Consider the following 26,895-nt stretch of genomic DNA (forward strand, 5'->3'; position numbering starts at 1 on the left):
GTTTTTCATTGATTTCATATTGGGTAATAACTGCAATGACAACACTAATCAAAGCAACAACGGGCTCAAAATTCGAGCGGGGAGCCAGTTATTCTCGTGTAGTGTGTGTGGATGACTGGATTTATGTGTCCAATACTGCGGGGAGAAACCCTGTCACTAAAGAGATATCCGATGATCTGAATGAACAAATTGCTCAGGTTTTTATTAATGTCGAAACAGCCTTGAAAGGCGTTGGAGCATCTTTGCAAGATGCCATCGCGATAAGATTATTCATTCAGAACCCGGATGACGTTCCAGCCGTTATGGAAGTGATTGGTGCAGAATTCAACGGTATCGATCCGGCCATGACGGCAACGTGTCCTCCGCTTGGGTCAACGGTGTACAAGTTTGAAATGGAAGTCACCGCCTACAGAGGGGCCGGGCAAGCAGAAACGAAAAGAGTTCAGCTGGGACGCTGATTTTTCGGCCTCGGGCAATATTCCACCAGGCCTGGTAAAGAAGTCCAAACGTCTGGTGGGATAGAATAATGGACAGGTAGGATAGGGTGGCGGATCAATCAGCATTGATGATGTGGCATACCCCTCGGTGATCACGAGCGGGTATAGGCTTCGGAAAGTTTCTCAAGAATATGATCATTGAAGCGATTTTGCTCTTCCTGCCAGCTTTCCAGTTCGTCCGATGCCTCATCCGTATGCTGCCCATCGGCAGCACTTAACCAACGTTTCCAGGCTGCCTTATAACGCCATGTAGATACCTCGCCGGTCACATCGCTACCTACGACGGTTCCCTTCAAGGCGGCCAGTATGTCATCGAACTGGGCACGTGTAAGCTGACCCTGATCCCAATTGGTATGCACCACATCGGGGGAGAACACATCCTTGTCGATGCTAAGATAGGTGGGTAGCTCCTGCGTCTTTAACAGCTCACATGCCGCGCATACGAGGGTTTCCATGGTGTCGAACTGGCGAAAGCGATCTCCCAGACCTATACGGTGTGCCCATTGTGTATCAACGCCGTGACACCAATAAGTAATTCGGCCTTTGTAAAGTGCCGATAAATGGTGTTCCCATGCGTGCGCGAGACCAAGATCACCTGAGGTGATACCAATGACATGAATATGTTCGATACCCGGAAGTTTTGCTGCATGGGCAACCCATGAGCCACAGTGGATTCCCCAGGGGAAGCGCATATTGTCCGGATGATTATCCAGGATAACAAGGCGCACCCCACGGTTTTCGTGCTGCTTTACCGAGGCAATGCAACGTTCCACCAGCGCCAGGCTCAAATGGTGGAAATCACCCGAGCCCATGAAGACGCACCCATGCTGATCAAAAGAGGGCATGTTCGCCGTCATTTCCGAGATATGGTGACGAAAGGTACTGGAACGGCTACCAAAGCGTATGGCTTCGCGCCACTCTGAAGAAAGAGGAATACGCGTTTCGTTTTCAAGGGCGGTGACTGAATCGTCAGTATCCAAAACCACAGGCGAGTATAATGGGCTGGTCATTGTGGGGTATTTCCCTCAATCCATTGGCTATCAGGGGAGATTCTGTTCTTGAACAGCCCCAGTAGCTTTCTTAGCAATGGGTTACGTATATACACCGCATGACGTGTACCGGTAAAACTGGCCCCAAGCATGGCTTTGACTTCGGGATCTGTCCAACCCGCAATATAGTGGCTATAACCGTTCTTCAAGCAATATTCGAGGTTATAAATCCAGCTGACAAAATACAAACTGACGTCTCTCGCAGCAGGATAGGAAAGCCCTATGTATTTATCAACCAGTTTGTTGTTTTCAACGTAGCAAAGATTCCATCCCAGAAGTTTATCTGTTTCCTGATGACGATACTCGAACACGATACCTTTTGAGGTTTCATCTTTAAGAACAGCTGAAAAGAATTCACGGGTTAATAAGTCAAAGTGGATTTCACTTTGCTTATAAACGGCTTTATAGAGCGAATAGTAATGATCAATACGTGTTTCGTCGTTGAAATATGATCCGGTATGCCGCTCAATCACCTGCACTTCATCCCGATTGCGCAGACGACGTTTTATATATCGACGTGAACTTTTCTTAAGGCGTTGCAGATATGTTTCAATATCAGGAAAGTTGATGGGGACGAAAGATAACGCCTGGCCATCAATCACTAAATAATGATCTCTCTTGCATGCCGCTACGAGCTTGTTGGCATACTCATTATCCTCTTGCGACAAGAGGGGGGAGTCCCACGGAATATCCTTGATAATGCATAACGTATACTGGTTACCCAATTGTTGACGCACTTGGTTGGCCAATTCAGCCGGGGGAGTTTGAAGGGGCAGCAATGCATATTCACTGACCGTCGTTCCAACAAAGGCTGTCTTGATATTGAGCTTACTGGACCACCATTGATAACCGGGCAAACGGGAAAGCTTTTCCAGTAATTCGTCATCGGCAGTTGTTAGCAAATTGAAAGGAGCATCAAAAGCTGGAGCTGCAGCCCCCCGAAGGAAGTTGAATCCTTCGGGAGGGTAGGTCTCAAAGCAATCAACCAAAGATGCTGGTTCCAGCGAGTTACGAATTGAGACCGGACTTGACATTACACTTTCTTGGCACGTGTGATCAATTGATCCAGAAGTACCATAGCCTCGTCGATTTCTTCACGAGTGATCATCAGAGATGGTGCGAAAGTGATAACGTTTTTGTAGTAACCACCTACATCAAGAACCAGACCACGTTTCTGACCTTTGTACTCGAGATCACCTGACAGGCCGATATCTACCATACGGTCCAACAGCTCACGGTTAGGTGTGAAACCATCTTCCTGGCAAATTTCAGCGCGGAGAGCCAATCCAAGACCATCAACATCACCGATCTCGGGATGACGTTTCTGCAAGTCACGCAGACCATCAAGGAAGTAAGCACCTGAGTCACGTACCTGCTTACCAAAGTCCACTTCATGAGTCATTTTCATGACTTCAAGACCAACAGCCGTACCCAGAGGATTGGAGGCGAAGGTTGAGTGTGTGGATCCCGGTGGGAAAACGCTGGGGTTGATGAGCTCATCGCGTGCCCACAGGCCAGACAGCGGATTCAGACCGTTGGTCAGAGCCTTGGCGAAGACCAGAATATCGGGAGTAATGCCGAAGTTTTCTACTGACCACAGTTTACCTGTACGCCAGAACCCCATCTGGATTTCGTCCACTACCAGCAGAATGCCATATTCATCGAGGACCTTTTTCAGCCCAGTGAAGAAATTCGCCGGTGGGACAACGTATCCGCCTGTACCCTGAATGGGCTCGATATAGAAGGCCGCATATTCACTTTCCTGCGCTTTCGGATCCCATACGGCGTGATATTCGTTCTCGAATTTACGGGCGAACTGTTGAACGATGGACTCAGCATATTCTTCAGGCGTCATCCCTTTAGGGCGACGGAAAGGATACGGGAAGGGGATAAACTGCGCACGGTTGGCGAAATGACCGAAACGACGACGGTAACGGTAGCTGGAGGTGATACTGGATGCCCCCAGGGTACGACCATGATAGCCACCTTCGAACGCAAACATCAGGCTCTTGCCATTCTTGGCATTCTGAACAACTTTCAGAGAGTCATCAATCGCCTGTGCACCACCTACGTTGAAGTGGACGCGGCCATCAAGGCCCCACTTGCTTTTGGCATCCACTGCGATGGTTTTAGCCAGCTCGATTTTTGAAGGATGCAGATACTGGCTCGCAATTTGCGGCAGTGTATCCAGCTGATGACGCATCGCGTTATCAAGACGCTCATTCTTGTATCCGAAGTTGACGGCGGAGTACCACATCTGAAGATCGAGGTAACCAGTACCGCGATCATCATACATGTAGCTGCCTTCACAATCGGTAAAAATCTTGGGAGGGTTCACATAGTGAACCGTATCTCCAAAGGAGCAGTATTTAGCTTCATCTTGAAGCAACTGTTTTTCATCAATAGCCATCTACAAAACACCTAATCGTAATGTGTATCACATATGATACGCTCATTTCGTCCATTGTACCTGATGACAAACAACAAAATGTTGACACACTATGAAATATTCTTGGGTTAACTTGAAAAGTTTGCTCATTTTAATGCGGGGATTGATATCAAATGCCGTATTCCGACTTTTACATGTCATATTTTTAATGTTTTATTAAGCATATGTCTATGGCAATGAACCTTTTGTTGAAGAGACTTCATCAGGATTTCGGGGTTGAACATAAGGTGTATTAATGCATGGGAAAGAACGAAGGCATTTCAACAGTTGTTGGCGAAGGGCCATAAGCATTCCCATGCTTTTTCTACCGTTTTTCCTACACAACAGGATGTGTTTCACAGACGTATCTGCGTACGGATACTCCGGACTAACATCCTGAGATGCCACTGTAGCTGACAGGGTGAAGTGCTCTGTCTATAGCATCGCAAGTATATTTCCCTTCATCATCGTTCAGAAGCCTCCCGTCTTATATTGATGTCATATTACGAAAAGTCTTAATCGGATAACCGTTGTCATTGAAGGGTTCTATAAGACCTGCTTATAGAGCTACTGGATGTTTTGGACATATGCTATGCCAATTTTGTATTTCCGTTGGAAGAGATAGTTTTGTGAAGTGATACATCGGGCTGTTACTCAAGCAGTATACGGAGCTCAATTATGTCACTTTGAATTATCCAACAGGAGGCCTTGATGTCCCTTTCCATATCTCCCCTGACAGGCCGAATCGGCGCATTGATTGAAGGGCTCGATATTGCCAACGGTGTTGGTGAAAACGAATTCGAACAGTTGTATCAGGCGCTTCTACATTACAAAGTGGTATTTCTTCGTAATCAGACCATTAGTGATGAACAACAAGAGGAATTTTCTCGTCTTTTCGGTGAGCAGGTGCCGCATCCAACTGTGCGTTCTCATGGGAACAGTCAGGGTATTCTGAATCTGGACTCGAAGGAGAGTCGTGCCAATTCATGGCACACGGACATCACTTTTACTGCAGCTTATCCCAAAATTTCCATTCTGCGAGGCGTCAAGGTTCCTCCTGTCGGGGGTGATACCCTTTGGGCTAATACAGCCGCCGCCTATGAGGATTTGCCTGCACCTTTGAAAACTCTCGCCGAATCCCTTTGGGCAACGCACAGCAATCTTTACGATTACGCGGAATCAAAAAACATAACGTTTCAGCAGAAGCAACGTTATCAGGCAGAATTTACGGCTAAACGTTATGAAACCGAGCACCCACTGGTACGTGTTCATCCAGAAACCGGTGAGCGCGTTCTGGTGCTGGGGCATTTCCTACACCGTATATCCGGTGTTTCCAGTACCGATTCGAAGCTGCTATTCGAACTCTTTCACCAGTATGTGATTCGGTATGAGAATACCGTCCGTTGGCGTTGGAAAGAGGGCGATATTGCCATTTGGGATAATCGAGCCACTGAACATGTGGCTGTGGACGACTACGGTCAACAGGAACGTATCATGCGTCGTACCACGTTGATTGGAGAGATACCCATTAGCGTTGATGGTCTGGAAAGTCGTGCGTTGGAACCAGACGTTGTTTCGCGTTCCCCACATGATGAACAGGAAAAAGAAGAGCGGTACAAGGCAGTATCATGAAGTTTCTGCACAGTCGAATGGTTATATTACGGCCACCGCTTTATGTGCCATCGTAAAGATCATGCCTACCTGTAAAAGCCCTCGGATCACTGGAGAACGTGTCATGGACCGTTCCCGTGAATGGAGGCTTTTTAATGCCGATGAGATGCGTAGTGCTCTGTAATGACGATCACGTACGCCACAAATGCGTAAGTGGCCCGTTTTTGCCAGTGACGGGATCACTGTTCGGAAAGGTAGTGGTACGAATACGTTCACGCATGGCATCATCAGGCGCACCACGATTGATGTCCGCATGTTCGCCCGGTGGATAGGCGCCCACCACTGTAAAATCATCGGAGGCTTGCAGGCATCTATGCCCTGTTCCCGTTGGAAGAACCACAACATCCCCTTTTCGCATTGTGACAGTTCGCCCTCCCGGCCCCCCCAGCATGACCTGTGCATGGCCTGAAAAGACACCCAACACTTCGTGACCCTCGGTATGGTAATGATGGAAAGGGTAAATGCCCCAACGCCACTGGGGTGGCCAGCCATTTTGCCTGAATATATGCTCCATGGTGGTGGGAAGATCCATGCCTGCCATTGGCTGAGTGATAGCGTGCTTATATTGCAACACCGGCAAATGAGCGTTGTTGGGCACCCAGTCGTGTGCTGTCAGCATGAAGTGGTCGGGTGAAGAGGGTGTTTCTGCGGCTATCGACATGTGGGAAACTCCTGCCATTGCGGCGGTGCCCAACATGGCACCCGCACTTATCAGAAATTGGCGACGATCGTTACGAACGGACATGATATTTCCCCAATATTCAAGTGTGAACGTGCGTGAAAGGCTGATGGTAGCTTCTACTCCACCGACACTGACACACATCAAAAGTAGGGGGAGCGTCGTATTTCTCTGTGGATCAGTAGCTATTGCTTATCAGTAGCTATTGCTTAATTGGTATGCAGTGCTGATTCAAGTTGGCTGGCACTCTGTGGGTTCAGGAAAAGGTTTGAACCCGGATCGAAACGGTGGGATTTGCTTAGGCCACCGGCAACCACCGGTACAAATCCAGCGTCTCGAACGAGCTGTGAAGCCACTTTCAGAGCATGCGGGTCATCGGATGCAATTGGAATACCGATACCGTGACCTGCCTCAGAAGAGAGGGTCTCCATGGCCAGCACGTTGAAGGCTCGAACCACATGCGAGTTATGCAATGCCTTGGCAGACACCTGGCCGGAACTGGTGCCAAGAGCGTGACGTGCCAATGCACCGTCACGCCCTGGATAGGGGTTGGATGGATCAAGAACAACCTTGTTTTTGATCAGGCTACCCACTTCCTTGCCAACGGCCGGGAGTGCCCCGAAAGGTACGGCCGTCACAATAACTTGACCAAAGAGCGCAGCTTGTTGAGGCGAGCCTGCCTTGGCCCCAATCTGCGTGGCTTCGGAACGAATACTGTCCGGATTGCGGGACGAGATCATGACTGGATGGCCTGATTTTATCCAGAGTCGGGCTAGGGTTGTGCCCACGGTTCCGGCCCCAATGATACCAATCGGCTCGCCTGCTGCGGACGCGGTTGAGCTAAATGTCAGGCTTAACATGACACAGAGTATGACGATGATTTCGCCTGTATGATGTAGAAAGAGGCGAAATGTCTTTGGAGGATTGAATCTGGACATGATCATACCCCTTCGATTCGTTTGGTGTTATGAAATTGTAAGCAGCCGCTTTGTAATTAAGGCTTACTATTCAGTAAGCTGTATTACGAATACATGCTCATGCAAGTGCATTAGTTATAAATAAAGATTCCTTTGGATGATTGCTCTGTAAATACTTGTCACTCATAAATAATAATGGAAGTAGGATATATGGGATGAAACAATGAGTTGATTTTTATCCCATATAGATTACTTGCCTTAGCCGATCTGCCCATCACCGTTTGAAAGATTTGTTTACTCTTTCTATACAGAAAGGATCAAATGTATTCACTATGCCGGGATGATTTTACGGTTTGTCTACCTGGAGGTAGCGTATTTCAGTTTATACGGCATTGAAGCCATTTACTTTTTCTGAAACATCTGACATGCAACAACGCCACGCGAAGCATAAAATAGCGTCTATACTATTAATTAATAGTATTTTTATACGCCATAATCTTGAAACATTGTTTTATGTTTAGACTAAAGTTTAATTATTTTTTATCTAATATGGAATTATGGATATATGGTTTTGTCAGTATTTTCATTGTTAGTATGCATTTCATATCACTAACCTAGTAAGGTTGAAGTATAGTTTAGAGGCTTAAACGTTGCTAAAGTAAGAAAATGCTAACTCGATGATTATTGGGCCTTAAATGTTCCGTCAGGCAGCCATAGAAAACCGTAAACGCCGCTGGCAAGGGCGTGCCATCATGCTCCCCGGGCTCTCGCCCTGGTTAATCGGTATCAGTTGTTCGCTGTTCATGCTGATCCTGGTTATTTTTATTGTCTTTGGTTCCTATACGCGCCGAGCTGATGTATCCGGCGAGGTTACCACATGGCCTCGCGCGACCAATATCGTTTCAGGTGTGCAGGGGGTTATCGACAAACAATACGTCCAGCAGGGGCAGAATGTACAGGCGGGCGATCCGGTGTTCTCAATCGACGTGAGTAAAAGCACGACAGCGGGTAATGTCAGTGTTAGCGAACGGCGCGACATCGAAGATCAAATTTCCCGTATCAACGACATCATCACTCACCTCAAGAATAGCAAGGCAGCGACGCTAGCCTCCCTCACCGCACAGAAAGAGCAGTATCAGGCAGCATTGAAGAAGTCCACGCAAATTGTAAAGAATGCCGAACAGGGTATCGCGATCATGCGTAATAACATGAACGATTACCGGGCATATTTGAAACGTGGGCTGATTACCAAATATGAGCTGATTAATCAGGAAGCCACCTATTATGATCAGCAAAACCAGCTACAAACCCTTACCGCGCAGAACCAGCAGAATCAGTTGCAAATTACCTCATTGGAAAGTGAAATTCAGACACAATCAGCAGATTTCGATAACCGCATTTACCAGATGGAAATCCAGCGCTTCGATTTGAATCGCAATCTGACCAATACAGACCTGAATGGTGAAGTTGTTATTCGTGCATTGTCAGATGGAAAAATCGATTCGTTGAACGTAAGTCCCGGGCAAATGGTTAATTCGGGCGACAGCTTGTTTCAGATTCTTCCGCAACATGTGGATCACTATTACCTGGTACTGTGGGTACCCAACGAGCAAATCCCTTATATACATACCGGAGATCGTGTGAACCTTCGCTACGAAGCCTTTCCCTATCAGCGCTTCGGGCAGTTTGGCTCTACTGTCTCGTATATATCCCGTGCGCCGGCATCTACTCAGGAAATGGCTTCCTACCCAGGAGCACCTACGCCACAGCAAGCTGCTTCCACCCCCTATTATCGGGTATTGATTCGACCGGATCATGACTCTGTCTTCTACAATGGTCAGGCGATGCCACTGGAAAATGGCATGAAAGCATCTGCGACCCTATTCCTTGAGAAACGTCGTATTTACCAGTGGATGCTCTCACCCTTCTATGACATGAAACGCAGTGCGACGGGGCCTATCCAATGAGACAGCCTGGCTTCAAAGAGATTGTTGAAAAACTCGACCTGCGTTTTCGCCATCGGGTTCCGATCATTCATCAAACCGAAACGACAGAGTGTGGATTAGCGTGTTTGGCCATGGTCTCCAGCTACTATGGTCATAGCGTTGACCTTTTTGCCCTGCGTCGCCAGTTCAATATTACGTCACGTGGCGCAACACTGGCGGGTGTGAAGTCCATGGCGACCCAAATGGGTATGACCTCACGCGCCTTGTCATTGGATCTGGGGGAAATCAGGGAACTCAAGCTCCCCTGTATCCTGCACTGGGATTTCAACCATTTTGTTGTGCTGGTGGAAGCCAGTAACAACCAGTTTGTATTACATGACCCAGCACGTGGGAAACGTAAGGTGGGGGTGGCAGAGATGTCCCAACACTTTACCGGTGTGGCCATGGAGTTGTGGCCCAACAGTGAGTTTACCCCCAAAAAAGAGAAGAACCGTCTGGGTTTGAGGCAACTGATTGGCAGCATTCATGGCATCAAGGGGACGCTGTCCAAAATCTTTTTCCTTTCGATTGTGATAGAAGCCATCGGGCTCATTATGCCTGTTGGTACGCAGCTTGTGATGGACCATGCGATACCCGCATCGGATCATGGCTTGCTGATGCTTATCTGTATTGGATTGGCTTTCTTTATCCTGTTAAGAGCAGGTATTAGCTCCCTACGCGCCTGGACGTCACTGGTGATGGGCACGCTTATCAACGTGCAGTGGCAATCCGGGCTCTTCCAACACATGTTGCGGCTTCCTCTCGATTTTTTCGAACGGCGTCAGTTGGGAGACATTCAGTCTCGATTTGGCTCATTGGACACCGTACGTGAAACCTTCACCAATAGTACGGTGGGGGCGATTATGGATGGCATCATGGTGGTTGGGCTTTTCATCATGATGATGCTTTACGGAGGGTGGCTGGTCTGGGTGGTACTAGGGATTACCGCGGTCTACGTGCTATTTCGTATATTCACATATCCTTCATACAGACAGTATTCGGAAGAGGTGCTGACGTATCAGGCACGCGCCAACTCCTATTTCATGGAGACACTTTACGGGATCACCGCTGTAAAAATGCAGGGGATGACCGATCGACGTTCTGCACAATGGTTAAACCTCAAGATTGATGCGATCAATGCCGGGATCAAGGTCAGTAAGCTGGATTTGCTCTTCGGCGGCATCAATACGTTTATCATGACCGTGGATCAGGTAGTGATTCTTTGGATAGGCGCCACGATGGTTATGGATAATCATATGACTATTGGTATGTTTGTGGCCTTTGGTTCCTACCGAGGGCAATTTTCGGACCGAGCGGCGTCATTGACCAACTTTGTCTTACGCTTGCGAATGATGAGCCTGCACAATGAGCGCATCTCTGACATAGCCTTGCAGGAAAAAGAAGCACGGAAACCTGACATTCCTTATGAAAAGGGCATGGTGCCAGCCGCCTTGCAAGTGAAAGGGTTGAGCTTCCGTTATGACAGTCAATCTGCGCCGGTTTTTCATGACATCAATATCGATATTCAGCCCGGTGAAAGTGTCGCTATCGTAGGGCCTTCCGGGGGTGGTAAAACCACGTTGATGAAAGTCATGTGCGGTTTGTTCGAACCCTCTGAAGGAAAAGTCCTAGTTAACGAGACTGATATTTGGCAACTGGGCGTTAACAATTATCACAAGATGATCGCGTGTGTAATGCAGGATGACAGGCTGTTTTCGGGCTCCATTGCTGAGAATATTTGTAGCTTTGCCGATGAAATGGACGAAGAGTGGATGATGCAATGTGCTCAGGCCAGCTATATCCATGAGTTCATCATGACTCTGCCGATGGGATACGAAACTCTGGTAGGCGAACTGGGAGAGGGGCTCTCAGGCGGACAACGGCAACGACTTTTTATTGCACGTGCGCTTTATCGTAAACCCAGCGTGTTATTCATGGATGAGGCAACGAGTGCGTTGGATAATGATAGTGAAGCGGCGGTCAATAATGCCATCCGCCAATTACAGATCACTCGCGTGATCATTGCGCACCGGGAAACAACGGTGGCTTCTACGGATCGCAGGATTCAGGTAGGTTAATCAATGGAACGTTTGGATGAGATCTGCTGAACTGGATCGATGTTGTCATGGCTTTTAGACTGGTTCCTGATTCATAAGCTCATTGAGACAAGGAAGACGTAAATGTTAAAAGCGTGTTCATGTATCGGTTTGCTGCTAATTTCCACATCGGTGATGGCGGGTCCAGCGACCGTTCAGCTTCGTTGTAATGACTTGATCAATAACCCTCAAATCAACCACGGCAAGTCTTATAACGTCAGTGTTGATGAAGCAAAGCATCAGGTGACAGTGGGTAAACAGGTCTTCTCTGCTGATATAGGCAAACAAGCGGTGGTGTGGAAGACGGGCTCACCGGGCGGTACTGTGTCATTAAGCCGAGTGGACTTAAGTTATATCCGCTATGGTCAGTATAAACTTCGCAACGGTGAGTTTAAATATGACCATGCGAGTACTGGTTGTGAAATCACCGGTGTTTCTGCCCCCAATACTATTGTGAATGCCTTTTAAGGCACGCTGGTGCAAGGTGCTGTTGTAAGCTCCACCGTGTTTACAACAGCACTTGGGTTCAGAGGAATTAAGAACGATATATCAAAAGCTATACGTCAAAATAAGGTATTCACCCCACCCGGTTGTTTTCAGCTTTGTTCCGCCCAGCTTTGCCCCAGCCTTCCAGTTTCCACCGTTATGAAAATAACGTCCCATCACAGTGATTGCCCAATGGGTATAGGCTAACGAGAGCGCATTGGAAGAGGCGATAGCGGTACCGCTGCGTATTGCCGGTGCTTCATGAGACAGCTTTGAATTGAAGTCATAATTGGTAAAGCCAATCCACGACAGGTTACCTCCCCATAGGGGGGTTAAGGGGATGAAATACTTGATACCTGCACGCCATCCATCCCAACTGTTTTCATTGGGTGCTTCATAATTTTGGAACTGGCGCCGTGCATAGAAATTGAAGGAGAGGCTTGCCCGCGTATGGGTATCAATATCTGTACCCAAACCGATATACATGGTGTGCTGGCGCCCTGCACGGTTATGTCCCATATCGTAAATATCATCCATAGCGATATAGAACTGGCTGATGGGGCCGAAATGAAGGTTCAGGCCTGTCAGTTTATTGATTGAGAGACGGGGTTCGAGCTCCCAGAAGAGGGGGGAACCTTTGGTAAAAATACCGCTGTCCGCATGGTTGCCTAGTCCGAAGAAGCGTGGTGCATCGAAATAGCCATATAAATCCCATGGCCCTTTATCCCCCATCAATTCATATTCAAGATAAGTGTCATTGACGGGATAAGGTCCAAATCGGATACCGTGGCTGCCTATCATATTGATGTGCTGTGTCAGCCATGAGGAAAGATACGGGGAGGCAGGGGTAGCATGACATGCCGTTGTCTGTGGTGTGGGTTCTCCCGGGGCTGGGCTGGCGGAACTGTTTGTTTTTGTTGGGCAAGTGATATTGGTTTGCGATTCCGCCGCTTCCACTGGAGTGAGTAGTGTGCATGACATCATGAACACGGTAGTGACTGCTGCAACTTTGTGGATGATATGCATAAATGTCCCAAATATTGTTATGGTTGCTTATTTTGGGTAGAGGAACTGTGTTCCGTTCAGTTTCGATACAGGGTGATCACTCAATATAGTCAATTTTTTAGTTATATCGAAACGCCGGATAAGCATACGCTATCAGAATGTGCGTGTATATATTTGTATGCTATATATGCAGATAGAAAAATGAGGATAATATAAACGTCACGTTAAACAAGTTAGCAAGCAAATAATTGCTTGTCATATCATGATGTTATAATTAATTATGTATTATCTTCTGTTGATTCAATAAATATGATTTCGAAGACATTAAAAAGGTGGTAAATGCTATAGAGCATTTACCACCTGTAAATAGAACGATTATTCGAATAAAAGTTCTATCATAAATTATGAATGTGCGTTAAACGAAGCCTTTAATAATTCCACCTACGGCATTGCCTACAGCAGTACCTATCGCACCGATGCTGTCTGCTGCTACAGTACCTACCGCGCTACCGGTTGCACCGATAAGAGACGGAGCATCTTCGCTGACACCTTTGCCCACTTTGCCTGCGATATTTAGACCGCCTTCGACAGCAGAGCCGATACCTGCACCTACTGCTCCACCAATACTGGAAGCGCTACCACCACTGATGATACCGGTAAAAGCATCACCCGCATCTTTACCAGCATCGCCGAATGCAGTCGCAATGGCACCTGCACCAGATACAGCATTGATTTCATTCAATTCCAAAGTTCTCATGGCCTTTCCTCTTTATTAAAGTGCGATATATACATAGGGTTAAATATATCTCACTGTCATCTTTCGAGGCAGTGAACTCAATAAGGACTATTGATAAATATCAATCATGTTCACATGCAATGTTGATAGCACTGGGGTCTGTCTGAAAAGGCTATCACATTTATTAATAGAACCTTTTATTTGCTTTGACAACCCTTCTAAAGCGTGACTTTAGTCTAATTTGTTTTAGCTTATAAAGGTTGCCCGCATAAGTGAGTATATCTCTGGTTATATGACTTTTTGATGTCTAAATGAGAACTGTTATGTGACGTATCCTTTATTTTTTCAGTGAGGGATGCTTGCATAGTGGCTAACACGCATTCGAATGATTAGGCCTTTCTCCGATGACAGATACACACCCGCTTCCTACTCCTGATAATGATCCCGCAGTGTCGTTAGATGAACTCGTCTCTGATCAGCTTTCTTTATTGAATTATCCGCCTGCCAATTGGGTACCCGAGAAAACGCTGGCCTCAGGGGAAAAGCTGGTAGATGTCACTATCATCGGTGCGGGACAGTGTGGACTGGCGGCTGCTTTTTCACTTAAACGAAAAGGTATCTCCAATATCCGTATTCTCGATCGTCATCCAGAGGGTATAGCCGGTCCCTGGCTTAATTTTGCCCGTATGGAAACGTTACGCTCACCCACGCATTTGCTTGGCCCTGCCTGTGATATACCCGGCCTGACTTTTCAGGCCTGGTTTCGTTATCACTATGGCTCCGAGGCTTTTGACAATATGGAGCGCATTCCTAGAACGCAGTGGCAGACTTATTTGGAGTGGTACCGACACGTATTGGGCTTGAGAGTTGAATTCGATACTTCCGTGACCCGGATAGCACCAGCAGATAAAGGGTTGCGTGTGTCTATCCATTCTCCTGATGGTCATGAATCATTCGCGACACGCAAAGTGGTATTGGCAACGGGAATGTCTGGATTGGGAACCACGCGGATACCCGATTTTCTTGATCATCTATCGAAGCATTATTGGGCTCACTCATCGGGTGATATTGATTTCAATGCATTGAAGGGTAAGAAAGTTGTTGTCGTGGGGATGGGCTCTTCAGCCATGGATAATGCCGCAGAAGCATTGGAGCATGGAGCCAAAGAGGTACATCTTTTGGCTCGACGCCAGACGATGCCGACCATCAACAAGCTGATGGGGATTGGAAGCCCCGGGTTCATTGATGGATATCCGGACCTGAGCCCTGATTGGCGCTGGCGTATCATGAGTTATGCTGACAACGCTCAGGTTCCGCCGCCGCACGGGTCGACACTCCGAGTGAGCCGCCATGCCAACGCCTTTTTTCACTTCAATGCAGCCATTGAATCCGTTGATGAAACGTCCGAAGGCCTTTCGATCATGACTGCCTCAGGAAAATACGACGAAGCCGATTTCATTATTGCGGCAACGGGGTTCAAAACGGATGTGACAGCGCCCACTGAGTTATCTGAACTATCCCCTTTCATTGCGCTTTGGAAAGACCGTTATACGCCCCCTGAAGGGTTGGAAAATGAAGCGTTATCATCTTCGCCATGGTTGGGAAAAGGTTTTCAGTTCATCGAGCGTGACGAGGGGGAGCTACCCGCATTGAAAAATGTTCATGCCTTCAATGCAGCTGCTTCTCTTTCACTCGGCAAGGTAAGTGGCGATATCCCTTCCGTCAGTGTGGGGGCGGGCTGGTTGGCACGCTGCATTGCATCCGATCTCTATAATGATGATATAGAAGAGCATTGGCAGGCTTTGTTGGATTATTCCAAACCGGAACTGGATGGGAGTGAATGGCGTGATGCTGACTCACGCTGAGAAATATCACGGTACGTTTGTGTTGCGTATGTGTGGGGAGTGATGTGCCTCGCGAAACGTCTCTTGAGGTTTCCAAGCTTGCTGGATAAGCGAATGCGGATGTATTGGGTTGCTATCTTGCCTGTAAGAAGCATGAGCCCTCCAAACGTAAACGGCGCCCCGTATCGGGAGCGCCGTCGCTATGCATAGCTTTCAATATTGCAAGTTACCCAGGGCAGTATTACTCGTCATAGGTATACAACTTTGCAAAAAGCATTCAGCGTAATTATCCGTCGCTACGTACCTGTGCATGGCTGATCAGTGCGAAAATGAAGGTGCCACCAATTACATTGCCCAAGAGCGTCGGGATACCAAACTGGAAGATCGCATCGTGTAGCGTTGTCAGGCCGTTCAAGAGTAGATACATCACCTCAACTGCACCGACGATGATATGCGTGAAATCACCGATGGCAATCACATAGGTGACAAGGAAAATCATCAGAATGTGACCTTGACGGATGCAGCTTAGTATCCATACAAGGGTTGCAATCAACCAACCTGCCAACAGACCTTTACTGAACATTTGCATAGGGGAGTTTTCCATCATGTGCAGTCCAATGTGCTGCATGGAAGCGATGACCCCATGATTGAAAATAGGTAGATATGTGATCGTCAACGAAGCAATCAGGGCACCCACCAAATTCCCTGTAAACACAGCGAGCCATATCCTCAGCACGCGGCGAAAGCGCCTGAATGAGGGCTTGCTCATGAACGGCAAGACAGGCGTCACGGTGTTTTCAGTAAACAATTGTTGATTGGCCGTGATAACTAGAATGAAGCCCACGGTATACCCCATGGCTTCGATCAGGAAATCAAAAGGGCTATTACCAATGTAGGTATGCAGGACTGCACGGGCAATCAGGGAGGTGCTCATGGTGATACCACCGGCAACGGCAGACCACCAAAGGGCCATGAAATCACGGCTGAGCTCTTTCTCTCCACTGCGACGGATCTTTTCATGTACCGCAGCTGCCTTCGACGGCATGTTCTCTTCTGTGATACTCATTAACTCATGACTCCAAAGTGATAAAGGCCATTATAGACAAGTGGCCCAGTATCCTGTTTGAGACTCATTCATCAGGGAATGAGGCGAGCGCACTTATGGGGCAATAACTGAAGCAATCCAGTTTAGCTGGTTTTTCTTCATGTGTGTGCGGTTAATGTAACCGTCGGTTAGCCAGCACTCGGTGCTTGATTCAAAAGAGGCGGCAATATATAGACTTTATCCTCTTATGGATAGGGGGCGCGGTAATTTATCTTCAATCGCATTGATGTGTTTCTACTATAAGAACGCGTTTATGTGCGGGCGTTCATACGTAACGACAGAATGAAGAGGCGTATGCAGTTTTGAAGACAAAAACATGTTAAGCGTTATCTTCTCCCGCTATGTGAAGGTTGGATGCCGATAAGGAGACAACACCACCCCCCATGCAGTGGCTCGGTTTTCGACGGGTTTGTCCTATTGAAGAATAACTTATCGTGCTGAAGAAGGTTGAATGAACCTCAGAATGTATTTGAACCACAGCCGCGAAATAAATTTGCCTACTTTATCAAGATAGACATAGATGACCGGTGTTGTGTAAAGCGTAAAAAGCTGACTGACGACCAACCCACCGCAAATGGCAATACCCAACGGATGACGCAGCCCTGCATCGCCGCGTGTTTCCAGTACCATGGGGAAGGCACCTAGAAAGGCAGCCAGTGACGTCATGATAATGGGGCGAAAGCGTAGTTTGCATGCTTCCAGTACCGATGCTTCAGGTGTATCGCCCGTTTCACGTTCATGAGAGATGGCAAAATCTACCACCATAATGGCATTTTTCTTTACTATGCCTATCAATAGCAGTATCCCTATCATTGCGATGACGGTGAGCTGTGTCTTGGTCATGATCATCAGCAGGAGCGCTCCCAGCCCAGCGGGTGGAATCGTCGACATGATGGTAATCGGATGGATCAGGTTTTCATAAAGCATTCCCAGCACAATATACATGGTGACTAACGCCGCCAGTAGTAGCCATGGGATGGACTCGGCAAATTCGATCATTTCCTGCCCTTCACCGGGATAGACACCATGGATGGAATCAGGTACGCCTACTTGTACCATCGCTTGTTGAATAGCCTGTTGGGCTTGTTGAAGGGAGTAGCCATGCGCCAGATTGAAGGAAATATTGCTGACTGCCGACTGATCCTGATGATCGACCTCTACCGGCGCATTGGCGGGTCGGAAGCGGGTAAACAGTGAGAGAGGAATTGCTTTCCCTTGTGTATTTACGATGTAGAGTTTATTCAGAATATTCGGGCTTTGCCGGTACGCGGCTTTCACGTCCATGACGACATAATACTGGTTGAGGGGGTAGTAAAGTGTCGCAATTTGCGATTGTGCAAATGCATTCCCCAATAACGTATCAATGGTTTGGGCATTGATACCGTAACGCGCTGCCGCCTGCCGGTCGATTTCCAGCATGATTTCCTGACCCGCATTTTGTGATGAAGCATCCACACCGGTGAGCTGGGGCAAATGCTTCATGGCCTGCGCCACTTTCGGGGCCCATTGTTTTAAAGCGGTCAGGTCTCCTGATTCCAGACTGTACTGGTAAGCACCACCAGAACTACCACCGCCGCCCGATTGAAGGTCACCAGCCGAATGGACAAACAACTGTGCTCCCGGGATATTGGCCGTTTTAGCCATCAGGCGGTTGGCTACATCCGTAGCAGAATCGCTGCGTTGATTGAGAGGCTTTAGATCGATGATGAACTGCGCTTCGTTGACGGAACCAAAATTATCCCCCACGAACATCATTAAGTTATTCACATCCGGATCTTTGCGGATGATGCTCGACATACGGTGGACAATTGGCAGCATGGCCTGATACGACGTCGTTTGATCTGCCGTCGCCATGCCGAATACGATCCCTGTGTCCTGATCGGGGAAAAACCCCTTTTGCACAACAGTAAACAAGTAGCCATTCAAGACAATGGAGCCAATGAACAGTAAAAGTACCAGCGGTTTCAACCGAATGGCCCAGGTAAGCGAGCGAGCATATCCCTGAGTGAGGGCATTCAGGCCCCGTTCTGCCCTGTCTGAAAGTCGCTGTAGTATGGCTTTGAAGGTGCTTTGGGAGCTGGTGTGTACCTGTGGGGAAAGTTTCAATAGGTAGGCGCACAGCATGGGCGTGAGCGTTAGCGAGACGAAGAGAGACATGACCAGAGAGATAGAGAGTGTCATCGCAAACTCTCGGAAAAGACGCCCGATAATGCTGCCCATCAACAGGATAGGAAGGAAGACGGCAATGAGTGAGGCTGTCATGGCCACGACGGTAAAACCTACCTCGCGAGTGCCCTTGATAGCCGCTGCTATCGGATTCATCCCCTCTTCAATATGACGTGTAATGTTTTCCAGCACGACAATGGCATCGTCGACGACAAACCCGGTGGCGACGATGAGCGCCATGAGGGAAAGGTTATCCAGGCTATAGCCCATCAGATACATCACCGCACAGCTTCCCATCAGTGAAATGGGCAGGGCAACGGCAGGGATGAGCATGGCTCTGAGGTTACGTAAGAACAGCAATACGACCACGATCACCAACAGTACGGCAATATACAGCGTCAGCTCTGTGCTTTGGAGAAATGCTTGAATGGTCGTGGAGCGATCAAGGCTAAGATTGAGTGAAACGCCCGCTGGAAGCTGGCTTCTCAATTCAGGCAATCGGGCTTTGATCGCATTGACCGTTTGCAGGATATTGGCATCCGCTGATTGGCTGATAATCAGCATGACGGTTGGCTGACCGTTGTATTCTCCCGAGTTATAAATATCTTCGACGGAATCCGTGACGTTAGCGACATCGCCAAGATGCACGCTATGCCCCTGATGGTAGCCGATGACCAATGGGCGATAATCCGCTGCTACGCTTTGTTGTGCGTTATTTTCGATAATCCAGTGAGTACTTTTTCCCTCCAGTCCACCGACAGGTGCTACGCCGGTGGTTTCCCTGATAGCGGTAGCAATGCTGTTAAGTGAAATACCCTCATGGCTTAAGCGATTCGGGTCAAGTTCGACGCGAATAGCGGGTAAAGAGCTGCCAGCCACTTGCACCTGACCCACGCCACTGACTTGTGAAATGCTTTGTTGCAACCGGCTGGAAGCAATGTTGTACAGTTCTGTAGAAGTGTGATTATGAGACGTAAGTGCCAGAACCAGAATGGGGGCCTGAGAAGGATTCGCCTTGAAGTAGGTGGGCATTTGCGTCATGCCGCTGGGGAGCATACTGCGTGTTGATTCGATGGCGGCTTGTACGTCACGTGCGGCGCCATTGATATTACGATTCAAGTCAAATTGTACGATGACCTGGGTATAACCTACTTGACTGCTTGAGGTAATTTGGGAGATGCCACCTATTTGCCCCATCGCTCGTTCCAACGGCGCCGCAACGGTTGATGCCATTGTGTCCGGATTGGCACCCGATAGTGATGCCTGAACAATGATGGTGGGCAGCGTAAGCTGCGGTAACGGAGCAACAGGCATCAAGGCATAGCCAAGGCAGCCCAGCAGAAAGATGGAAGCGCTGATCAGCACAGTGGCAACGGGCCGACGGATGAATAATTCGAGAAATTTCATTCGTCACAACCTGTTTGAGTCGCTATGTTCGCTATATGCGCGTTACAAGGTATACAAGGAAGAAGCGATCCACTAAAAAGCGGCCGCTCCGCGGGAGAGCTTCCCCGACGATTTGCTACCCTTTCATACCTCATTCCCTCATGAGAATTGAGAGTGGTATATCCGCGATTACCATCACTGGAAGAGATTCCCGTCACAACGATTTACGCCCTGTACTTTTTATAATTTTAATCAGTATTTTTATCAGAAGAGGCTTTCTTTTTTGCTCCTTATAGCATAGCAGGGCGGACAATAGCGTCTACCCCGAATATGGTCAAAATTCATGATCTTTTAGCAGGGCCGAATTTTACGTGAGTTCATGTTGGCATTTAATCAAACCGGGCTGCCCTCGACGGGTTGATTTTGCTGATCGAAGAAAAATGAATTGAAGTCTGAACTTACGTGAGAAAAGAAGTGGACTGTCATAATCGCGAATACAATATTGAGCACAAACAAAATGATAGCCCACAGCAATGCCGCAGCAGCAAAGTTTCGTTTGGTTGGATTCGTGTTTTTGCTAAAAAACCAATACAGACAAAATGCAAGCCCTACCATGGGGATGCTTAATGCTAATAGTGTCCAGAACCAATTCGTTTTGGATATGATGGGGGTAGCTGATTGCTCATGAGAAGGGGACATGTGGAGGCTCCTATAATGGGTACAGTAAAGCTGCAAAGAGAACGACGTAAAAGATAGATGTAAAGAATGGTATGTTGGGACGGAATTGAATGTGTTCTCGGACTGATTGATATCGTTAGGGGCATTATAGTGCTTTGAAGCACCGGGCGCTCTTTCAGTGAGTATTCAGAGAGTATGCAAGAAGTGCCCTTTCTATTTACATCGAGACATGAATGATTCACATTCGATAGGGATGCTTTTTCGGTATCCACAGTATCTACCACGATTAAACAATAACAAAGATAACAACAGTGAGATCAACGTATGACAGTTAGCTCCGAACCGGGCAACAATAAACGATCAGTCCCTGCTTCTTCATCTCTAATTACGTCCAAAACCACAATGACGTCCACATCTGTAGATGCACATGCACCTCGTACGCTTAAAGGTAAGCTCAAAACGCGTCAGGTGACCATGCTATCGATGGCTGGGGTTATTGGGGCAGGGCTGTTTATTGGATCCGGGCATGTGATTGCTCTGGCTGGCCCTGCAGCCTTTTTGTCTTATCTGGTCGTGGGCCTGCTGGTGTTTTCGGTAATGCGCATGTTGGGAGAGATGGCAGTCATTCAGCCGGATTCCGGTTCATTCTCAACCTATGCTGATCGCGCTATCGGTAAGTGGGCCGGATTTACCATCGGGTGGCTGTATTGGTGGTTTTGGGTGTTGATTATCCCTGTTGAAGGGATCGCCGGTGGCGGGATTATTCATAGTTATCTTCCCATGGTGCCGGTGTGGTTGGCTGCTTTGCTGATATTACTATTGTTGACGTCGACCAACCTTTTGAGTGTGAGTGGCTTCGGTGAATTTGAATTCTGGTTCGCACTGATCAAGATTGTGGCCATCATTGCCTTTATTGTTCTTGGTATTCTTGCCGTGTGTGGATTACTGCCCTGGGTTCACGATGAAGGCGGTTTTGCCCGTCTAACCTCCAATGATGGCTTTGCACCCCATGGATATGGTGCTGTCTTTGGGGGAATGCTGGTGGCGGTGGGCTCTTTCTTTGGCTCTGAAATTGTCACTATTGCGGCTGCGGAGTCACGTAACCCTGAGCGTCAGATCACGCGTGCGACCAACCTGGTGGTATGGCGCATCGCTATTTTTTACCTGCTATCGATTTTTTTGGCGGTGGTTCTTGTTAATTGGAACGATCCGCGTCTGATTTCTCAGGGTACCTTTGAAACGGCGATGGAGATGATGAATATTCCCGCGGCCAAATTCATTGTCGATATGGTGGTGCTGGTGACGGTAACCAGCTGTACCAATTCGGCCATCTATACAGCATCCCGCATGCTCTATTCGCTGGGTACGCGTCAGGATGCACCAGCAGCCATGGGGCGTATTGCGGTGAATGGTGTGCCCCGTAAAGCGGTCTGGGGCTCTACCTTCGTTGGGGTTATCGCGTGCCTCTGTAATTTTGTTTTCCCCGGAGAGGTTTTTGATATTTTGCTGGCTACCACTGGAGCCATGGCCATTCTGGTTTATATATTCATCGTCATCTCGCAAATTCGTTCGCGTAATGCTCTGCAAAAACGAGGTGAGGAGCCTCAGTTAAAGATGTGGTTGTTCCCATGGCTGAGCTATCTGACATTAATTATTCTGTGTGCGATTCTGGTGTATATGATTTTTGATCCTGCCTTTCGCATTCAGGCTGTCATGACGGGTATTGTGGCAATTGGGGTTATTTGCTGTGGCATTCTCAACAGCCGCAGGCTGAAGCGTCGTCGTGATGAACAGGCAGTAGCACAACAAACCTCTGCAAATATTTGAGTGAACCTCTTCGTTTGAAGCCCGGTTCCTGATATGTTGAACGATTCCGTTTCTACCTCGAAAAGTGCGGCGAGTAGCGCACCGACTGTTATTCATGGAAGTGGGTCATGGCCTTTAATTTGAAAAATCGCTCTTTGTTGAGCCTAATGCATCATACTCAGCGTGAAATTGAATTTCTTGTTGATCTGGCAATTGACCTGAAACATGCCAAGTATTCAGGAACAGAGCGCCCCTGTCTCTCCGGTAAGAATATCGCGCTGATTTTCGAAAAAACATCAACGCGAACACGCTGTGCTTTCGAAGTAGCAGCTCGGGATCAAGGGGCGGGTGTCACCTATATAGAGCCGTCCTCTTCCCAGATCGGTCACAAAGAGTCAATCAAGGATACTGCCCGCGTATTGGGACGTATGTTTGATGCGATCGAATATCGAGGCGACAGCCAGAATACGGTTGAAGAATTGGCTGCTTACGCAGGTGTGCCCGTTTTCAATGGGTTGACGGCTGAGTTTCATCCGACCCAAATGCTGGCAGACGTGATGACAATGCGAGAGCATGCCAGTAAGCCCTCTCGTGATATCAGCTATGCCTATCTGGGAGATGCCCGCTATAACATGGGGCGTTCACTTTTGATGATTGGTGCCAAGCTGGGAATGGATGTGCGTATCGGAGCACCCCGTTCGCTTTGGCCAGATGATGCTTTCGTGGAAGAGTGCCGTGCGTTTGCCAACGCCAGCGGTGCGACGGTCACTTTGACAGAAGATCCCCATGAAGCGGTGGATGGCGTTGATTTCATTCATACCGATATTTGGGTCTCCATGGGTGAACCCGTAGAAGTATGGGATGAACGTATCAAGCTTCTGACGCCATACCGCGTTGACGATGCCATGATGGATGCCGCTAATAATCCTCAGGTGAAGTTCATGCACTGCTTGCCTGCATTCCATAATTCGGAGACGAAGGTTGGTCGTGAGGTGGCGCAGCGATATCCCGATTTTGCCGATGGGATTGAAGTGACTGAGCAGGTATTCGAGTCTCCCGCTAACGTATGCTTTGATCAGGCGGAAAATCGCTTGCATACGATCAAGGCATTGATGGTGTCCTCATTGGGCTGAGTTGCAGTTTGCCAGTTGTTTTATTTTGAGGACAACTTGCTGTTTTTTGCCTAGGCAGCGTGAGATATCAGGGATAAAAGAGAAAGATATGAAAAAGCACGATACCGAAAGGTGTCGTGCTTTTTTCCTGAAATTATCGAGGCAGCAACACCCACATTGAGCCGCGCTGTTTCATCCGACCTGCTTCCAGCCCGGCTGTATCCCCTCTTCCCCAAAAGAAGTCCGCACGTACAGACCCTTTGATTGCATTCCCCGTGTCCTGAGCCATCATGAGCTTTTGCAACGGAGCACCACTCAAGGGTTGCGTAGTGGAAAGGAAGACCGGCGCGCCCAATGGGATTCTCGTGGGATCAATCGCGATACTGCGTTGAGGCGTCAGCGGCACTCCCAAAGCACCGATGGGGCCATTCTGTTCACTTTCATTGTTGATAGGCAACGCACGGAAGTAAACGTATCGCGGATTGGAGTTCAACATGCGGGCCACTTGCTGGGGATGCGCTCGTGCCCAGTCTTTGATACCCCGCATGGTTGCATTGGCATATGTGATCTCCCCCCGCCGAATCAACCATGTGGCAAATGAGCGAAAAGCATGTTCATTCGTGCCTGCAAAACCAACACGCATCAGCCGACCATTATCCAGCTGGATAACGCCGGAGCCCTGAATCTGTAAAAAGGCAGCTTCCACTGGATCGTTTACCCACACCAGTTCGTGCCCTTTCAGCACACCACTTGCCAATAATTGTGCCCTTGGACGGGTAAGGCGCCAGTGGCTCACATCCCGGGGGCGTGAGTAGAGCGGTGTTTGATAAGGTCCGTGTCGATACAGTGAGCCTTCCAATACGGGTTCGTAATAACCTGTGATCGTACCGGTACGTGTGCCATTTGGATTGATGACCCGATAGGGGACAAAATTGGCATGGAAAAAGTGCTGGATAGCCTGGGCATCCAGTGGATCAACATCATTGGCTGCCCGACACACAGGGGCCCAGCGTACTTTTTTGACCAATGCCAGGCAGCTGGATTTGAATGCACCCCATGCTGGAATGAGGTTGTCGTTACTCCACCCGGGCAAGTCCGACCAGTGGCTACGGACAAGATGTGAATTACGTGCATCCGGAGGTGTCGCAGGATGGAGCCCGGCTCCCGGCGAAGAGATTACGGAAGGGTTATTGGCCTGCTCATCGGTAGGAATGGGGGCCGGTTGCCCGCCCGGTGTTTCAACAATAGTGGGCTGGTTGGACGTAGGGGTAGCACAAGAAGCCAAAAGCAATAGGCAGCCCAGCGTTAGGCCAGTGCCCAGTGAAAATCGGCGACCAAAAATTGAACTAAACAAGTGAGTACCTCTTTCCCGATCCGTTTGTGCAGCCACGATGGCACGAGAGACTGTGATGATATGGGCTCATGATACAGATATCCCTCATGCCTTTATATGGGCCTATTGGAGAGTATTCATGATTTAAAAACTCATCCACCGTGCCGGATGTGTATTCAGTACGTTGGCTTTCCAGCCATGTATCTTTGGATTCACCAAATACTGTGAAACATAGGTGAACAATGGCAATAATGCATAATCATTCATGGCGACCCCTTCAGCCTGCTCCATAAGCTGGATACGTTTGGCTTCGTCTGTGGTTGCATCTGTTTCGCCCATTAAATGATCGAACATGGGGCTTGCATAACCTTCGTAATTCTTGGCGACCCCACTTTGGAGAATCGACAGGAAATCTTCGGGATCATTATAGTCAGCAATCCAGGACGCGCGCCCGACATCAAACTTGCCTTCGCGCAGCGAGGCAAAGTGCACCGAGGCTTCGCTGTTATTCATCCTGACGTTGACACCCAACGGGCGCCACATGGCAGCCACAGCGACAGCTACTCTGCGCCACTGATCGTTGGTGTTATAGCTCAGGGTCAGCGTGAGAGGGTGAGAGGGTGAATAACCGGCCTCAGCCAGGAGTTGTTTTGCTTTCGCCAAACGCTGAGCATATGGAGCGTTCCTGTCATCTGCCGTTTGAGGGGTATAGCCCTTCATACCGGGGGGAACGAGGCTCTCCGAAGGCAGAAAGGAACCTTCCATGATGGCTTTTGCCAGCACATCACGCCTGACTGCCAGCGTAAGGGCTTCTCTGACCCGCTTATCCGAAGTGGGATGCCCCGGACGATTATTGAAGGCATAGTATTCGGTCCCCAGATAAGGGGACTGGTGCAGTGCATCTGCATACTTTGACTTCAACATGTTATAGAGCGTCGGCGGTACAGAGGTGATATCGAACTCTCCGGCACGGTAGCGTATCACCGCCGAGTTGATATCCTCTGCGTTGTAATAATTGACTGTATTGATGGCTACTTTGCTGGCGTCGTAGTAATAGGGATTTTTGACGACCTCAATGTGATCATGCAAGATCCATTGCACAGGTTTATAGGCGCCATCTGTCACAATATGATTCATCTTCACCCAATTGGAGCCATATTTCTTGACCACTTTTTCAGGCTGAGGGTAGGCGGTGAAATGCGTCATCATGTGAAGGAAATAAGAGGTTGGTCTGTTGAGTGTGACCTGGAAGACACGACCATTTTCCAGCGATTTCACCCCAAGAGAATTTACGGGCTTTTTACCGCTGTTGATCGCTTTTGCATTTACCACCGGGTATAGCATATAGGCATAATCGGACGCATTTTTCGGATTGAGTACCTGTTGCCAACCAAAGACGAAATCATCCGCAGTGACCGGTGTGCCATCTGACCATTTTGCATCCGGGCGAAGATAGAACGTATACGTTTTGCCGTCATCGGATATTTTCCAGTGAGAGGCCACCCCAGGGATTGGTGTGCCTTCTGCCGAGTTTTGCAATAGCCCTTCATACACATCCTGAAGAATTTGCGACTCCCAGATACCCCCTTGTACCTGCGAAGTATCAAACGAAGTCAATTCACCCCCCACCCCGATATTAAGTGTGGTTGCATCGGCAGCGGTGGTTGTGACGCATAACACCGAAAACAGACCAAGGGATAGGAGAGCCAAGGGCATGGTGTGTTTGAAGTATTTCAGCATGCAAGGACGTCCTGATTTTCAGGGAAAAAGTATAGGGTGAAAACGTGACGCGTTCATCGCGTCGTTTGAGCTACATCCGGTTTATCGGAGAGATGCAGAGCGATTGAAAGCCAAGCAACCCTCATCAACACCTGTCATGGCACTCATACACGGATTAAAATGCTACTCATGATGGG

20 protein-coding genes are annotated in these 26,895 nt (G+C 48.4%); 8 read left to right on the forward strand and 12 right to left on the reverse strand.

Translation table 11 applies throughout. From position 1 onward, the window contains the following. The first annotated feature begins 35 nt into the window (after window positions 1-35). Entirely contained in the window at window positions 36-458 is a 423-nt protein-coding gene (locus tag LMG33818_RS08735) for a Rid family hydrolase (RefSeq protein WP_442322992.1), read from the forward strand. A gap of 131 nt (window positions 459-589) precedes the next feature. Here the strand turns inward: LMG33818_RS08735 and LMG33818_RS08740 are convergent, their stop codons facing one another. Genes LMG33818_RS08740 through LMG33818_RS08750 form a run of 3 tightly spaced genes read right to left on the reverse strand, consistent with a single transcriptional unit; the run spans window position 590 to window position 3,956 of the window. Beyond that, window positions 590-1,507: an arginase family protein gene (locus LMG33818_RS08740; protein WP_442322993.1), complete on the reverse strand. Its 918-nt coding sequence runs from the start codon at window positions 1,505-1,507 to the stop codon at window positions 590-592. Further along, the gene (locus LMG33818_RS08745; RefSeq protein ID WP_442322994.1) at window positions 1,504-2,580 is read right to left on the reverse strand and encodes a GNAT family N-acetyltransferase; all 1,077 of its coding nucleotides are present in this window, start codon (window positions 2,578-2,580) and stop codon (window positions 1,504-1,506) included. Before LMG33818_RS08745 ends, LMG33818_RS08740 begins: the two co-directional genes overlap by 4 nt. Beyond that, entirely contained in the window at window positions 2,580-3,956 is a 1,377-nt protein-coding gene (locus LMG33818_RS08750) for an aspartate aminotransferase family protein (protein WP_442322995.1), read from the reverse strand. Before LMG33818_RS08750 ends, LMG33818_RS08745 begins: the two co-directional genes overlap by 1 nt. Window positions 3,957-4,685: 729 nt before the next feature. Between LMG33818_RS08750 and LMG33818_RS08755 the strand changes: the two genes are divergently transcribed. Beyond that, window positions 4,686-5,606: a TauD/TfdA dioxygenase family protein gene (locus tag LMG33818_RS08755; protein WP_442322996.1), complete on the forward strand. Its 921-nt coding sequence runs from the start codon at window positions 4,686-4,688 to the stop codon at window positions 5,604-5,606. 169 nt (window positions 5,607-5,775) lie between these two features. Here the strand turns inward: LMG33818_RS08755 and LMG33818_RS08760 are convergent, their stop codons facing one another. Both LMG33818_RS08760 and LMG33818_RS08765 read right to left on the reverse strand, forming a co-directional pair. Continuing rightward, window positions 5,776-6,390, reverse strand: coding sequence for a cupin (locus tag LMG33818_RS08760; protein WP_442322997.1), 615 nt, complete (start codon window positions 6,388-6,390; stop codon window positions 5,776-5,778). 143 nt (window positions 6,391-6,533) lie between these two features. Beyond that, window positions 6,534-7,262, reverse strand: coding sequence for an NADPH-dependent F420 reductase (locus LMG33818_RS08765; RefSeq protein ID WP_442322998.1), 729 nt, complete (start codon window positions 7,260-7,262; stop codon window positions 6,534-6,536). 674 nt (window positions 7,263-7,936) lie between these two features. On the opposite strand from LMG33818_RS08765, the gene LMG33818_RS08770 reads away from it, so the two are divergent. The 3 genes from LMG33818_RS08770 to LMG33818_RS08780 all read left to right on the forward strand — a co-directional run bounded on the left by LMG33818_RS08770 (window position 7,937) and on the right by LMG33818_RS08780 (window position 11,790). Continuing rightward, window positions 7,937-9,208, forward strand: coding sequence for an HlyD family secretion protein (locus tag LMG33818_RS08770; protein ID WP_442322999.1), 1,272 nt, complete (start codon window positions 7,937-7,939; stop codon window positions 9,206-9,208). Next, window positions 9,205-11,304 carry a peptidase domain-containing ABC transporter gene (locus LMG33818_RS08775; protein ID WP_442323000.1) on the forward strand — a complete coding sequence of 700 codons (2,100 nt, stop codon included), beginning with the start codon at window positions 9,205-9,207 and terminating at the stop codon, window positions 11,302-11,304. Before LMG33818_RS08770 ends, LMG33818_RS08775 begins: the two co-directional genes overlap by 4 nt. A 102-nt stretch (window positions 11,305-11,406) precedes the next feature. Further along, on the forward strand, window positions 11,407-11,790 hold the full coding sequence (locus tag LMG33818_RS08780) for a hypothetical protein (protein ID WP_442323001.1): 384 nt from the start codon (window positions 11,407-11,409) through the stop codon (window positions 11,788-11,790). Between the two features lie 81 nt (window positions 11,791-11,871). On the opposite strand, the gene tsx is transcribed toward LMG33818_RS08780, so the two are convergent. Further along, a complete protein-coding gene (tsx, locus tag LMG33818_RS08785) occupies window positions 11,872-12,834 on the reverse strand; it encodes a nucleoside-specific channel-forming protein Tsx (RefSeq protein WP_442323002.1) in 963 nt (320 codons plus the stop codon). Between the two features lie 394 nt (window positions 12,835-13,228). Further along, window positions 13,229-13,570 carry a hypothetical protein gene (locus tag LMG33818_RS08790; RefSeq protein WP_442323003.1) on the reverse strand — a complete coding sequence of 114 codons (342 nt, stop codon included), beginning with the start codon at window positions 13,568-13,570 and terminating at the stop codon, window positions 13,229-13,231. 383 nt (window positions 13,571-13,953) lie between these two features. Here LMG33818_RS08790 and LMG33818_RS08795 point away from each other — a divergent pair, with 383 nt between their 5' ends. Continuing rightward, window positions 13,954-15,414, forward strand: a complete 1,461-nt coding sequence (locus LMG33818_RS08795) for an NAD(P)-binding domain-containing protein (RefSeq protein WP_442323004.1) — start codon at window positions 13,954-13,956, stop codon at window positions 15,412-15,414. A gap of 265 nt (window positions 15,415-15,679) precedes the next feature. Here the strand turns inward: LMG33818_RS08795 and LMG33818_RS08800 are convergent, their stop codons facing one another. The 3 genes from LMG33818_RS08800 to LMG33818_RS08810 all read right to left on the reverse strand — a co-directional run bounded on the left by LMG33818_RS08800 (window position 15,680) and on the right by LMG33818_RS08810 (window position 20,749). Further along, entirely contained in the window at window positions 15,680-16,459 is a 780-nt protein-coding gene (locus LMG33818_RS08800) for a formate/nitrite transporter family protein (RefSeq protein WP_442323005.1), read from the reverse strand. Window positions 16,460-16,927: 468 nt separating this feature from the next. Further along, complete coding sequence (locus LMG33818_RS08805; protein WP_442323006.1) at window positions 16,928-20,071, reverse strand: efflux RND transporter permease subunit; 3,144 nt, start codon at window positions 20,069-20,071, stop codon at window positions 16,928-16,930. 372 nt (window positions 20,072-20,443) lie between these two features. Beyond that, the gene (locus tag LMG33818_RS08810) at window positions 20,444-20,749 is read right to left on the reverse strand and encodes a hypothetical protein (protein ID WP_442323007.1); all 306 of its coding nucleotides are present in this window, start codon (window positions 20,747-20,749) and stop codon (window positions 20,444-20,446) included. A gap of 303 nt (window positions 20,750-21,052) precedes the next feature. On the opposite strand from LMG33818_RS08810, the gene LMG33818_RS08815 reads away from it, so the two are divergent. Together LMG33818_RS08815 and LMG33818_RS08820 are read left to right on the forward strand one after the other, a co-directional pair. Further along, window positions 21,053-22,555 (forward strand): amino acid permease, encoded by a 1,503-nt coding sequence (locus tag LMG33818_RS08815; RefSeq protein WP_442323008.1) that lies wholly within the window; start codon window positions 21,053-21,055, stop codon window positions 22,553-22,555. Between the two features lie 107 nt (window positions 22,556-22,662). After that, window positions 22,663-23,667 carry an ornithine carbamoyltransferase gene (locus tag LMG33818_RS08820; RefSeq protein WP_442323009.1) on the forward strand — a complete coding sequence of 335 codons (1,005 nt, stop codon included), beginning with the start codon at window positions 22,663-22,665 and terminating at the stop codon, window positions 23,665-23,667. 133 nt (window positions 23,668-23,800) lie between these two features. Here LMG33818_RS08820 and mltA read toward each other — a convergent pair whose 3' ends face one another. Next, window positions 23,801-25,000: a murein transglycosylase A gene (mltA, locus tag LMG33818_RS08825; RefSeq protein ID WP_442323010.1), complete on the reverse strand. Its 1,200-nt coding sequence runs from the start codon at window positions 24,998-25,000 to the stop codon at window positions 23,801-23,803. A gap of 123 nt (window positions 25,001-25,123) precedes the next feature. Continuing rightward, a complete protein-coding gene (locus LMG33818_RS08830) occupies window positions 25,124-26,719 on the reverse strand; it encodes a peptide ABC transporter substrate-binding protein (RefSeq protein WP_442323011.1) in 1,596 nt (531 codons plus the stop codon). Between the last annotated feature and the right edge of the window lie 176 nt (window positions 26,720-26,895).

The organism is Cernens ardua, assembly GCF_051251085.1.
Taxonomy (GTDB): Bacteria; Pseudomonadota; Gammaproteobacteria; order Pseudomonadales; family Halomonadaceae; genus Cernens; species Cernens ardua.